Source organism: Serratia sp. T13T92, assembly GCF_047530105.1.
GTDB lineage: Bacteria > Pseudomonadota > Gammaproteobacteria > Enterobacterales > Enterobacteriaceae > Chania > Chania fonticola.
Map to the genome: position 1 here is coordinate 20,947 of NZ_JBLJAK010000023.1, position 12,352 is coordinate 33,298.

A 12,352-nucleotide genomic window follows, 5' to 3' on the forward strand; every position below is an offset into this window, starting at 1 on the left:
CTTATGCGTATTCTGATGATTATCGACGGCCTGCCGGGCGGCGGAGCAGAAAAGGTGGTACTGACCCTGTGCCAGGGCATGCAGCAGTTGGGGCATGATGTCAGCCTGATCTCATTGCGGGACGTCTGCAACTACCCGATCCCCACCGGCATTGATTATCAGGTGCTCAGCGACAACTGTCGATCGCCTTGGCGTAAGCTGACCGAGCTGGCACGCCGCGCCGCGATGTTGGATCGCGCGGTTGCCGCCAACGAGCAGCAGCACGGCCGTTACGACCTGGTGTTCTCCAACCTGCATAAGACCGATCGTATCGTCAGCCATAGCAAAGTGCTGGACAGCACCCGTCTGTGGTTCTGCATTCACGGTATCCTGTCCACCTCCTACCTGGGTCACCGTACCGGCCTCGATCGCTGGCTGAAACGCCGCAAGGTCGCGGGCGTCTACCAACGGCAGAATATCGTTGCCGTCTCGCAGGCGGTGGGCAACGATCTCCAGCAAAACCTGGGGATTGCTCCTAACCAGCTGGCGGTGATCAACAACCCGTTTGATATCGCCGCCATCGAACAGCAGGCGGCAGAGCCTTGTGAACTGGCAGGCAAAGACTATCTGGTGCACGTGGGCCGTTTTCATCCACATAAACGCCACGACCGCTTGCTGAAAGCCTACGCACTGTCTGGTATCCAGGCCCCTTTGGCGCTGGTGGGCGCCGGCAATGAAGCGCAAATCAACGAGACCAAACGCCTTGCCACAGAGTTAAACATTAGCGATCGCGTGCTGTTCCTCGGTTTTCAGGCCAATCCCTATCCCCTGATCAAACACGCCGCGATGCTGGTGCTCAGTTCAGACAGTGAAGGGTTCGGTAACGTGCTGGTTGAAGCCTTGCTGTGCGACACGCCGGTCGTCAGCACCCGCTGCCCTGGCGGGCCTGAGGAAATTCTGGAAAAAGCGGGGTTAACCCGTGCACTGGCGGAATTAAATGAAGCCTCACTGGCGGAGAAAATGGCAGAGATTTATGCTCAGCCGCCGGCCATTAATCACCAGCAGTTGCTGAGCTATGGCCTGGAGCCTATTTGCCAACAGTATCTGGCGTTAAAGAAATAAGTCCAGGCAGGTTTACCCTGCCTGGTTGTTAATTAATTCAAGGCCTGTATTTCTTGCCACACCTCATCGACGGTAACATCGACGCAATCACCCGACTCGGTTTGCAGGATCCGATATTGCCCGCTCCACGGATGCCAAGACTCTTTATCCGTATCGCCAAAGAATACCACCATGCTTTTATTCAGTGCCGCGGCCAGATGCATCTGGCCACCGTCGCTGCACAGCACCCTGTCGCATAGCTCGAAACCGGCCAACAGTTCGCGTACCGAGGCCGTTGGGTAAAGCGCTACTCTTTCATTCTGGCAGCCAGCCAATAGCTGCTCCGCTCGCTTTTGATCGCCGATATCATCAGGCGTCAGCGTCCCCTGCGGTGACCAGAAGATCAGCACGCCGGTGGTGGGATCGGCAACCAGGCGGTTGATGATTTCGGCATAGCGCTCAATGGGCCAGCGCCGTTTCGGGCTGCGGCTGCTGATATGCACGGCAAACACCCGCTCAACCGGGGGCAACAGGCTATGCAAACGTTGCTGCGCTTGCTGTTGTTCTGCCGCAGTGAGGAAAACCTTCACCGGGGGAATGGCAATGGAACGATCGGTGATGGCAGACAGGTAGCTGAACGTGTGTTCCACCTGATGCTTGCCGTGAAAATCTGCCGCGCGGAAAGGGTGATGAATTTCACTGGTACCAAGATCTGCGCCGATAATATTTTTAACCCCGGCCATTTTTGCCAGGCGCAGGCTATATTTGCACGGCACTGGATTAGCCAAAATAGCCGCATCAAACTTTATTTTTCTCAGCTGTAAAAATATCATCAGCCGCTCAAAATATACCCCAAGGGTGGTCTCATTCTTGGCCTTGTGTTTGGCCTTCTTATAAACAAACACCTTGGTGAGATGCGGGTTATTTTTCACCACATCCTGGCTGACTTTATTGATAAGCAGATAGAGGTTGGCGTCAGGGTAAGCGGTTTTCACCCCTTCAATCAGCGGGGTGGTACACACGAGATCGCCAATATTGTCGCGGCGGATAATTAAAATATTCTTCATTACAAACCTATCGGCGACATCTCTCGCCTGTTGTCCCAACCTGACACCGAGCCACCAAGTTAGCGCCTTTCCCTTCCGGTTATGGTACTATTCTGGATAACCCATATAAATGAAATTGATAGAATGCTGCTCCGTTTATATCAGGTACTACTCTACCTTATCCAACCCCTGATCTGGCTCCGCTTACTGCTGCGCAGCCGCAAAGCACCAGCCTACCGTAAACGCTGGGCGGAACGCTATGGTTTCTGCGCCGGGAAAGTAGTATCGGGCGGCATTATGCTGCATTCCGTTTCCGTTGGCGAAACCCTGGCGGCGATCCCTCTGGTTCGCGCCCTGCGCCATCGTTACCCTTACCTGCCGATTACTGTGACCACAATGACGCCAACGGGTTCCGAACGGGTGCAGTCCGCTTTCGGTAAAGATGTGCATCATGTCTACCTGCCTTACGATCTGCCGGGTTCGATGCGCCGTTTCCTCGACCAGGTGGATCCCAAGCTGGTGATCATCATGGAAACCGAGCTGTGGCCCAACCTGATTAACGCCCTGCATCAGCGCCAAATCCCGCTGGTGATCGCCAACGCGCGCCTTTCCGCCCGTTCAGCAGCTGGCTACAAGAAAATCGGCGGTTTTATCCGTGATATCCTGCGCCGCATTACCCTGATCGCTGCACAAAATCAGGAAGACGGCGAGCGCTTTATCGAACTGGGCCTGAAGCGTTCACAGCTGACCGTCACCGGCAGCCTGAAGTTCGATATCTCCGTAACGCCAGAGCTGGCGGCCAGAGCCATTACGCTACGCCGCCAATGGGCACCACGCCGCCCGGTGTGGATCGCCACCAGCACTCACGAAGGTGAAGAAACCATTCTGCTGGAAGCCCACCGCCGGTTGCTGGAAAAGCACCCCGACCTATTACTTATCCTGGTGCCGCGCCACCCGGAGCGCTTCCCAACCGCCAAAGAGCTGACGCAAAAAGCGGGCTTCAGCTACACCACCCGCAGCAGCGGCGAAATCCCTTCCGGCAGCACGCAGGTCGTGATTGGCGATACCATGGGCGAACTGATGCTGCTGTACGGCATTGCCGATCTGGCCTTCGTCGGTGGCAGCCTGGTTGAGCGCGGGGGGCATAACCCCCTGGAAGCGGCAGCCCATGCCATTCCGGTGCTGATGGGCCCACATACCTTCAACTTCAAAGATATCTGCGCCAAACTCTCCGAAGCAGGCGGGATGATCACCATCAGCGATGTCGACTCCTTGGTGAAAGAAATAGAAACGCTGCTGACCGATGAAGATTATCGCCGCTATTACGGCCGCCACGCGGTTGAAGTGCTGTATCAGAACCAAGGGGCGTTGCAACGCCTGCTGCAGCTGTTGGAGCCACACCTGCCGCCACGGAGCCACTAAATGAGCCACCGTAACAGCCTGTCGGTAGTGATGATCGCCAAAAACGAAGCCGAGTTGCTGAGCGAATGCCTGCAATCGGTCGCCTGGGCTGATGAAATCATCGTGCTAGATTCCGGCAGTACCGACGGTTCCGTCGCTTTGGCGGAAAGTCTGGGGGCCAAGGTGTTTACCCATACCGACTGGCAAGGCTTCGGCAAGCAGCGGCAGAAGGCACAAAGCTACGCCACTCAGGATTACGTGCTGATGATCGACGCCGACGAGCGCGTCACGCCAGAATTGCGCCACTCCATCGAGCAGGTATTAGCCAACGCCGACGATAACGTCGTCTACAGCCTGGGCCGCCGTAACCTGTTTCTTGGCCGCTTTATGCGCCACAGCGGCTGGTATCCCGATCGGGTCAACCGGCTGTATGCCAATCAGCGCTATCGCTATAACGACGACCTGGTCCATGAATCCCTCAACACCGGCGGCGCAAAAGTCGTGCCGCTGCAAGGCGATCTGCTGCACCTGACCTGCCGTGACTTTTTTGCCTTCCAGCGCAAACAGCTGCACTACGCCGAGCAGTGGGCAATCCAACGCCACCAGGCCGGTAAGCGCTGCGGTTATCTGTCGATCCTCACCCACACGCTGGGGGCGTTCTGCAAAACCTGGCTGCTGCGGGCCGGTTTCCTCGACGGCAAACAGGGCTTGCTGTTAGCCGTGGTCAACGCGCAATATACCTTCAATAAATATGCCGCACTGTGGGCATTGGGCCGCAACTATTCAGAGAAGTAAACCATGAGCAGCAAAGCCATCTACCCAGGTACCTTCGATCCAATGACCAACGGCCATCTGGATCTGGTCACCCGCGCCTCACTGATGTTTGATCACGTGATCCTGGCCATTGCCGCCAGCTCGAGCAAAAAACCGCTGTTTACGCTGGAAGAACGCGTTGCCCTGGCCACGCAGGTGACCTCTCATCTGGATAACGTCGAGGTGCTGGGGTTCAGCGAGTTGATGGCGCACTTCGCCGCCCATCAGAACGCCAATATTCTGATACGCGGCCTGCGTGCGGTGTCCGACTTTGAATATGAATTGCAGCTGGCGAACATGAACCGCCATCTGATGCCAACGTTGGAAAGCGTGTTTCTGATGCCTTCCGAGCAGTGGTCATTTATCTCTTCTTCCTTGGTGAAGGAAGTGGCACGTCATGGCGGCGACATCGCACCGTTCTTGCCGGATGTCGTCACCAAAGCGCTGATGGAAAAGCTCGCCTCGCAGTAATCAATGCTGGCAGCGGCGGCAGAAGAAGGTGCTGCGCTGCCCGTGTTTGGCGCTCTCAATCGGTGTGCCACAGGCACGGCAGGGTTCACCTGCCCGGCCATAGACCTGCAGTTCCTGCGCAAAATACCCCGGCTTACCGTCCGACTGCAGGAAGTCACGCAGCGTTGTTCCCCCTTGTTCAATTGAACGCAGCAACACCGCCTTGATGGTTTCGGCCAACAGATCCGCCTGCGCCTTGGTCAAGGATCCCGCCTGACGATCCGGCAGGATCCCGGCGGTAAACAGCGATTCGCTGGCATAGATATTCCCCACGCCAACCACCAGCTTGTTATCCATCAACCAAGGCTTAATCAGCGTGCGCTTATTACGGGATTTCTCGTACAGGTAGGTGCCATTGAACTCTTCACCCAGCGGTTCTGGGCCAAGATGAGCCAATACGTTGCTGGCGGCCAGATCTTCACACCATAGCCAGGCACCAAAGCGGCGCGGGTCGGTGTAGCGTAGGATAAAACCGTTGCTCATCACCAGATCGACGTGGTCATGCTTACCTGCCTCGGTTTCCTCTGCCAACATGCGTAAACTGCCGGACATCCCCAGATGCACGATAATCCAGCCGTGGTCCAACTCGATCAGCAGATACTTGGCACGGCGCTGTACGCTGCGCACCGGCCGATCGCTCAACGCCAGGATCTGCTCGGAGACCGGCCAACGCAGGCGAGCGTTACGCACCACCGCGTACTGGATGTTGTGGCCAACAAGATAAGGCTCGATACCACGGCGGCTGGTTTCGACTTCTGGTAATTCAGGCATGACTGGCTCCCTCTCTGCGTTTTTCTACCCTTTATAAATGAAAAAACCCGGCCTAGGCCGGGTTTTCATTAATCCACTAAAATTATTTAATTTTAGCTTCTTTGTAGATCACGTGTTGACGGACAACTGGATCGAATTTCTTCAGTTCCAATTTTTCCGGCTTAGTACGCTTGTTCTTCGTGGTGGTATAGAAGTGACCAGTACCAGCAGAAGAAACCAGCTTGATCTTCTCGCGAACACCTTTAGCCATGATGCAGTTCCTTAATACTTCTCACCACGGGCACGCAGATCGGCCAAGACCGTCTCAATACCCTTCTTATCGATAACACGCATACCTTTAGCAGATACACGCAGAGTTACAAAGCGCTTCTCAGCCTCAACCCAAAAACGGTGTGAGTGCAGGTTAGGCAGAAAACGGCGTTTGGTCGCGTTCATTGCGTGGGAACGGTTGTTACCGCTCACCGGGCGCTTGCCAGTAACTTGGCAGACTCGTGACATGTCTTATTCTCCAAAAATCAAATCAGCTCGAGCTTCGTATAGGGTATGGCCGCCTCGTCAGGCTTTTAGAGCCCATCTCAGCAAACTTCATACTGAGGAGACTCTCGTCATCAGGTCAGAAACCTCACATCAGGTTGGAAACCTGCTGAGATAGGCTCTTAACGCCAAACCCAAGATTCTCAAAGGTGGCGTAGTATACGCTCTGAAGCGTAAGTGCTCAAGTCCCGAACAGCTAAAGATCCCTCAAGGATCGCGAAAAAGTTGCTTATAGCCATCCGCGCTCGGCAAAAGAGACGCATTCACCCCGGCCTATCACCAAATGATCGAGCACTCGGATCTCCAATAACCGGCAAGCATTAACCACTTGCTCGGTTATCAAACGGTCGGCGTGACTGGGTTCAGCCTTACCCGAAGGATGATTATGCGCCAGAATGAGGGCTGCTGCATTAGCCTTCAACGCCGCACGCACAATTTCTCTTGGGTGGACAACGACGCTGTTGATGGTACCAGCAAACATCTCCTGATGGCGAATAACCCGATGCTGATTGTCTAAAAACAACACTAAAAACACCTCTCGCTCATGGTGAGCCAGCAAACTGTGCAGGTAATGCTGGGTAATTTTCGGGTTCAGCAGCGCGTTTTCCAGCAAATGGGGGCCGGAAAACAGCCTGAAAGCTAATTCGGAAATTGCCTGCAGCTGTGCATAGGTGGCAATCCCCAACCCTTTCTGACTATGAAATTGTTCGTAGTCAGCCGAAACCAGGTGATACAGCGAACCAAAGTGCGCCAGCAACTGTTCGGCCCTCTGTGAGACGTGAACCCCAGGTAGCCCGGTTCGCAAGAAAATTGCCAACAGCTCCATATCGGAGAGCGCCGCTGCGCCATCACGCATCAATTTTTCCCTGGGTGCCAAAGCCCCAGACCATAAGGACATATCCTGATTGCTCATTGCCACCTCCCTGCCTGCTACAGCAGCATGTCACGGGGAATTTCATCGTGCGACAGGTGATTGATAATATTGCGAAGTGTTACGAAAACCCGCATGTAACTGGCTGCATACACAGCAGAATCGCTCCACCTGGCGGCGGTTATGCTAAAATGTCCGCCTCTTTCGGATTTCAATCGGACAATCATGATGACGGGACTTTCCGGCAAACATATTGTGCTTGGCATCAGTGGCGGTATTGCCGCTTACAAATGCCCTGAGCTGGTGCGCCGCCTGCGCGACAGAGGCGCCGAGGTAAGAGTGGTAATGACCAGCGCTGCCAAAGCCTTCATTACCCCACTGACGCTGCAGGCCGTTTCCGGCTATCCGGTTTTCGACGATCTGCTGGATCCCGCAGCAGAAGCCGCCATGGGCCATATTGAATTGGGCAAATGGGCCGATCTGGTGATCCTGGCCCCGGCCACCGCCGATCTGCTGGCCCGCGTTGCCGCCGGCATGGCCAACGATCTGCTGACCACGGTCTGCCTGGCTACCGCTGCCCCGATCGCGGCAGCACCGGCCATGAACCAACAGATGTACCGCGCTGCCGCCACCCAGGCCAATCTACAGACCCTACAAGGGCGTGGTGTGCTGCTGTGGGGGCCAGACAGCGGTAGCCAGGCCTGTGGCGATATCGGGCCCGGCCGCATGCTGGATCCGTTGGAGATAGTGGAACTGGCTAACGCTCATTTCTCTGCGCCGCAGGATCTGCAACATTTAAAGATTATGATCACCGCGGGCCCCACCCGTGAGGCACTGGATCCGGTGCGTTTCGTCAGCAACCACAGCTCCGGCAAAATGGGTTTTGCTATCGCCAAGGCCGCCGCCGCTCGCGGTGCGCAAGTCACGTTGATCGCCGGGCCGGTCAGCCTGCCTACGCCGCCTTGGGTAACCCGTGTGGATGTTGTCAGCGCGCTGGAAATGGAGCAAGCGGTACAACAACACGCCGCGCAGCAGAACATCTTTATCTCCTGCGCTGCCGTGGCGGATTACCGGGCAGAACAGATTGCCGATGAGAAAATCAAAAAGCAGGGTGATGAAATCATCCTCAAGATGATCAAGAATCCGGATATTGTCGCGGGCGTTGCCGCGATGAGCAAAAATCGTCCCTTTGTCGTCGGGTTTGCGGCTGAAACCCAGAATGTGGAAGAATATGCGCGACAAAAACTACTGCGTAAAAAACTGGATTTAATCTGCGCCAACGATGTATCGCTTGCAGAGCACGGTTTTAACAGTGATACCAATGCCCTGCATCTTTTTTGGCAGGATGGAGACAAGCGCCTGCCGCATAGCGACAAGGCACTCCTTGGCCAACGTTTACTAGACGAGATAGTCAGCCGTTATGATGAAAAAAATCGACGTTAAGATCCTTGACCCACGTATCGGTCAAGATTTCCCACTGCCGACCTATGCCACCCCAGGCTCTGCCGGGCTTGATCTGCGCGCCTGTCTGGACAGCGCGGTTGAGCTGGCACCAGGCGAAACCACCCTGCTGCCTACCGGCCTGGCTATCCACATCGCCGATACCGGTCTAGCTGCAGTGATCCTGCCGCGCTCCGGTCTGGGCCATAAGCACGGCGTCGTGCTGGGTAACCTGGTTGGCCTGATCGACTCCGATTATCAGGGCCAACTGATGGTGTCCGTATGGAACCGTGGCCAGAAATCCTTCACTATCGAGCCGGGTGAACGCATCGCACAGATGGTATTTGTGCCGGTAGTGCAAGCCGAGTTTAATCTGGTGGAAGAGTTCGATAGCAGCGAACGGGGTACCGGTGGTTTTGGCCACTCTGGTCGCCAATAGAACCTGCCCGTAACCGAATGATTTACAGGGATGGCGCCTGCCACCGCGCCGCTAGCAATGCGGCACGGTTGGTCTGGCAATTGAGAGTAACGCACGGAGAATAAGGGTCTGAAAAGACCTGTTAGCCATTACACCGTACAACAGCGATCTTATAAGCCGCACAGAGTTTACTCTGCAACGGCCGGTGCGCGGGTTTTCGCAAATCTATACCCGAAGAGATTGAGGGGATAAGCCGTTTTAGCAAGGGTCTAATCAAACATGGCAGAAAAAGAAAATACCAAAAGGAATCGGCGTGAGGAGATATTGCAGGCGTTAGCCCAGATGCTGGAATCCAGCGACGGCAGCCAGCGCATTACCACAGCCAAGCTTGCCGCAAACGTTGGTGTCTCTGAGGCTGCCCTTTATCGGCATTTCCCCAGCAAGACGCGGATGTTTGATAGCCTGATCGAGTTTATTGAAGATAGCCTGATAACGCGCATCAACCTGATCTTGCAGGATGAAAAAGAGACGTTCAACCGCCTACGCCTGATTGTGTTGTTGGTACTGGGGTTTGCAGAGCGCAACCCAGGCCTGACCAGGATCATGACCGGCCACGCGCTGATGTTTGAGCAGGATCGCCTGCAGGGCAGGATCAACCAGCTGTTCGAGCGGATTGAAGCGCAACTGCGTCAGGTGTTGAAGGAACGCAAGCTTCGGGAAGGAAAGGGCTTTATCGTCGATGAGACCTTGCTGGCCAGCCAGATCCTGGCCTTCTGTGAAGGGATGCTGTCGCGCTATATTCGCTCTGAATTCCGCTACCGCCCAACGCAGGATTTCGATGCCCGCTGGCCGCTGTTAGCGGCACAACTGCAGTAATAAATATCGCCGGGTTCAACCCGGCGCTATTATTTTAAACCCCGTACTGCTCGCGATAGGCCCGCACTGCCACCAGGCTTTCGGACATTTCCGGCTGCTCTTCCAGGTAAGCAATCAACTCCTTGAGCGTAATAATCGAGATCACTTTGCAGTGATAATCACGCTCCACTTCCTGGATTGCAGAAATGTCGGCACGGCCACGTTCCTGACGATCGAGAGAAATCAGCACACCTGCCAGGCTGGCGTTATGGGCACTGATAATCTCCATCGATTCGCGGATGGCCGTCCCGGCGGTGATCACGTCATCCACCAGCATCACACGGCCCTGCAACGGGCTGCCTACCAGCGTGCCACCTTCACCATGTTCCTTGGCTTCTTTGCGGTTGAAGCAATAAGGCACATCGAGATTGTGATGTTCTGCCAATGCCACTGCGGTGGTGGTCGCGATCGGGATACCTTTGTAGGCTGGGCCAAACAGCAGATCGAACTCGATGCCGGAATCCACCAGCGCTTCGGCATAAAAACGCCCTAACAGCGCCAGATCACGCCCGGTATTAAACAGGCCGGCATTGAAGAAATAGGGGCTGGTACGGCCGGATTTCAGGGTGAACTCGCCGAATTTTAATACCTGCTTGCGGAGCGCAAACTCGATAAACTGGCGCTGGTAGGCTTTCATTACTGCTTCTCCTAATTTGGTCGGTAACTTTGGTTCTATTTTCCGGGCATAAAAAAGGCGACTGCTTGGTCGCCTTTAAAAATCAGTCTGCCAGCGCCGCTTTCTGCGCCTGGAAGATGGTTTCGATGCCCCCTCGGGCCAGCGCCAGTAGCGCCAATAGCTCATCGTGGCTGAACGGCTCACCCTCGGCGGTGCCTTGCACCTCGATCATGCGGCCATCTTCCATCATCACCACGTTCATATCGGTTTCTGCGGCAGAATCTTCCACATACTCCAGATCGCACAGCGCTTCGCCGCCAACGATACCGACAGAAACTGCGGCCACCATCCCTTTCATCGGGTTGGCTTTCAGTTTACCGGCGGCAACCAGCGCATTCAGCGCATCGGCCAGCGCCACACAGGCACCGGAGATGGAAGCGGTACGGGTGCCGCCATCGGCTTGCAGCACATCGCAGTCCAGGGTGATGGTGAACTCACCGAGCTTTTTCAGATCCACTGCGGCACGCAGTGAACGAGCGATCAGACGCTGGATCTCCAACGTACGGCCACCCTGCTTGCCTTTGGCCGCTTCGCGGGCATTACGGCTGTGGGTAGAACGCGGCAACATGCCGTATTCTGCGGTGATCCACCCTTGCCCTTGGCCTTTCAAAAAGCGCGGAACGCCCTCTTCTACCGTGGCGGTGCACAAAACTTTGGTATCGCCAAACTCAACCAGCACTGAACCTTCAGCGTGTTTCGTGTAGTGACGGGTTAGTGTCAGGGGGCGAACTTGTTGTGGTGCTCTGCCTGCAGGACGCATGGGCTCTCTCCGGCTTCTTATTAACGTTTGGCTGCGCATTATACGGGCTTCGTGACGTTATGCCTATCCTGCCCGCAGGCGCAACGCTATAATCGTTCCATCTTTTCCTATTTACGGGTACGCACAATGATCCGCAGCATGACCGCCTACGCCCGGCGTGAAATCAAGGGTGAATGGGGCAGCGCAGCTTGGGAGCTGCGTTCCGTTAACCAACGCTACTTAGAAACCTACATCCGCCTGCCTGAGCAGTTCCGCAGCCTTGAGCCAGTGATCCGCGAGCGTATCCGTGGCCGCCTGACACGTGGCAAAGTGGAGTGCAACCTGCGCTTTGAGCTCGACCCAAGCGCGCAAAGCTCGATGATCCTGAACGAAAAACTGGCCAAGCAGCTGGTTGAAGCCGCCAACTGGGTCAAAATGCAGAGCGACGAAGGGGAAATCGATCCAATCGACGTCCTGCGCTGGCCGGGCGTGATGTCCGCTCAGGAACAGGATCTGGACCTCATCAGCAACGAGCTGATGCAGGCGCTGGAAGGTGCACTGGATGATTTCATCGTGGCTCGCGAAAGCGAAGGCACCGCGCTGAAAGCCCTGATCGAGCAACGCCTCGACGGCGTGAGCGCCGAAGTGATCAAAGTACGCGCCCAGATGCCTAATATCCTGCAATGGCAGCGCGAACGTTTGGTCAGCAAGCTGGAAGAAGCCCAGGTACAGTTGGAAAACACTCGCCTAGAGCAGGAACTGGTGCTGATGGCACAGCGTATCGACGTCGCCGAAGAGCTGGACCGCCTGGAAGCGCACGTCAAAGAGACGCACAATATCCTGAAGAAGAAAGAAGCCGTTGGCCGTCGCCTCGACTTTATGATGCAGGAATTCAACCGCGAATCGAATACGCTGGCGTCCAAGTCGATCAATGCCGAAGTGACTACTTCAGCTATCGAGCTAAAGGTGCTGATAGAGCAGATGCGTGAGCAAATTCAGAATATCGAGTAAGTTTTAAGTGCCATCATTGAACAGAGAGCCCGCATAACAGCAGCCCGCATAACAGCGGGCTTTTTAATATCACCACCAATCGAGGTTTTCCTATGTCCAAATATGCCCAGGCAGCCGTTGATACGGT

At 55.4% G+C, this 12,352-nt stretch carries 15 protein-coding genes; 8 read left to right on the plus strand and 7 right to left on the minus strand.

Features of this window, described 5'->3' with window-relative positions:
- Positions 1–3 precede the first annotated feature (3 nt).
- Positions 4–1,101 carry a glycosyltransferase gene (locus tag ACMV5I_RS19320; RefSeq protein ID WP_414825078.1) on the plus strand — a complete coding sequence of 366 codons (1,098 nt, stop codon included), beginning with the start codon at positions 4–6 and terminating at the stop codon, positions 1,099–1,101.
- A gap of 32 nt (positions 1,102–1,133) precedes the next feature.
- Here the strand turns inward: ACMV5I_RS19320 and ACMV5I_RS19325 are convergent, their stop codons facing one another.
- Entirely contained in the window at positions 1,134–2,147 is a 1,014-nt protein-coding gene (locus tag ACMV5I_RS19325; protein ID WP_414825079.1) for a glycosyltransferase family 9 protein, read from the minus strand.
- A gap of 123 nt (positions 2,148–2,270) precedes the next feature.
- Here ACMV5I_RS19325 and waaA point away from each other — a divergent pair, with 123 nt between their 5' ends.
- From waaA to coaD, 3 genes are read left to right on the plus strand one after another with little or no spacing between them, the layout of a single operon-like run.
- Positions 2,271–3,548 carry a lipid IV(A) 3-deoxy-D-manno-octulosonic acid transferase gene (gene waaA / locus ACMV5I_RS19330; RefSeq protein WP_024482919.1) on the plus strand — a complete coding sequence of 426 codons (1,278 nt, stop codon included), beginning with the start codon at positions 2,271–2,273 and terminating at the stop codon, positions 3,546–3,548.
- On the plus strand, positions 3,549–4,322 hold the full coding sequence (locus ACMV5I_RS19335) for a glycosyltransferase family 2 protein (RefSeq protein ID WP_059199335.1): 774 nt from the start codon (positions 3,549–3,551) through the stop codon (positions 4,320–4,322).
- A 3-nt stretch (positions 4,323–4,325) separates the two neighbouring features.
- On the plus strand, positions 4,326–4,811 hold the full coding sequence (gene coaD, locus ACMV5I_RS19340; RefSeq protein ID WP_141133212.1) for a pantetheine-phosphate adenylyltransferase: 486 nt from the start codon (positions 4,326–4,328) through the stop codon (positions 4,809–4,811).
- On the opposite strand, the gene mutM is transcribed toward coaD, so the two are convergent.
- The 4 genes from mutM to radC all read right to left on the minus strand — a co-directional run bounded on the left by mutM (position 4,812) and on the right by radC (position 7,068).
- Positions 4,812–5,621, minus strand: coding sequence for a bifunctional DNA-formamidopyrimidine glycosylase/DNA-(apurinic or apyrimidinic site) lyase (mutM, locus tag ACMV5I_RS19345; protein WP_414825080.1), 810 nt, complete (start codon positions 5,619–5,621; stop codon positions 4,812–4,814).
- An 82-nt stretch (positions 5,622–5,703) separates the two neighbouring features.
- A complete protein-coding gene (rpmG, locus tag ACMV5I_RS19350) occupies positions 5,704–5,871 on the minus strand; it encodes a 50S ribosomal protein L33 (RefSeq protein ID WP_004392084.1) in 168 nt (55 codons plus the stop codon).
- 11 nt (positions 5,872–5,882) lie between these two features.
- On the minus strand, positions 5,883–6,119 hold the full coding sequence (rpmB, locus tag ACMV5I_RS19355; protein ID WP_004931195.1) for a 50S ribosomal protein L28: 237 nt from the start codon (positions 6,117–6,119) through the stop codon (positions 5,883–5,885).
- Between the two features lie 265 nt (positions 6,120–6,384).
- Positions 6,385–7,068, minus strand: a complete 684-nt coding sequence (gene radC, locus ACMV5I_RS19360; RefSeq protein ID WP_202810530.1) for a RadC family protein — start codon at positions 7,066–7,068, stop codon at positions 6,385–6,387.
- A gap of 183 nt (positions 7,069–7,251) precedes the next feature.
- Here radC and coaBC point away from each other — a divergent pair, with 183 nt between their 5' ends.
- The 3 genes from coaBC to slmA all read left to right on the plus strand — a co-directional run bounded on the left by coaBC (position 7,252) and on the right by slmA (position 9,760).
- Positions 7,252–8,469 (plus strand): bifunctional phosphopantothenoylcysteine decarboxylase/phosphopantothenate--cysteine ligase CoaBC, encoded by a 1,218-nt coding sequence (coaBC, locus tag ACMV5I_RS19365; protein ID WP_414825081.1) that lies wholly within the window; start codon positions 7,252–7,254, stop codon positions 8,467–8,469.
- Positions 8,447–8,905, plus strand: a complete 459-nt coding sequence (dut, locus tag ACMV5I_RS19370) for a dUTP diphosphatase (protein ID WP_039996197.1) — start codon at positions 8,447–8,449, stop codon at positions 8,903–8,905. Before coaBC ends, dut begins: the two co-directional genes overlap by 23 nt.
- A gap of 258 nt (positions 8,906–9,163) precedes the next feature.
- Positions 9,164–9,760 carry a nucleoid occlusion factor SlmA gene (gene slmA / locus ACMV5I_RS19375; RefSeq protein ID WP_021181838.1) on the plus strand — a complete coding sequence of 199 codons (597 nt, stop codon included), beginning with the start codon at positions 9,164–9,166 and terminating at the stop codon, positions 9,758–9,760.
- A gap of 34 nt (positions 9,761–9,794) precedes the next feature.
- Here slmA and pyrE read toward each other — a convergent pair whose 3' ends face one another.
- Entirely contained in the window at positions 9,795–10,436 is a 642-nt protein-coding gene (pyrE, locus tag ACMV5I_RS19380) for an orotate phosphoribosyltransferase (protein ID WP_121608301.1), read from the minus strand.
- A gap of 82 nt (positions 10,437–10,518) precedes the next feature.
- The gene (gene rph / locus ACMV5I_RS19385) at positions 10,519–11,235 is read right to left on the minus strand and encodes a ribonuclease PH (protein WP_024482927.1); all 717 of its coding nucleotides are present in this window, start codon (positions 11,233–11,235) and stop codon (positions 10,519–10,521) included.
- 126 nt (positions 11,236–11,361) lie between these two features.
- Between rph and ACMV5I_RS19390 the strand changes: the two genes are divergently transcribed.
- Positions 11,362–12,225: a YicC/YloC family endoribonuclease gene (locus ACMV5I_RS19390; protein WP_021181835.1), complete on the plus strand. Its 864-nt coding sequence runs from the start codon at positions 11,362–11,364 to the stop codon at positions 12,223–12,225.
- Positions 12,226–12,352 lie beyond the last annotated feature (127 nt).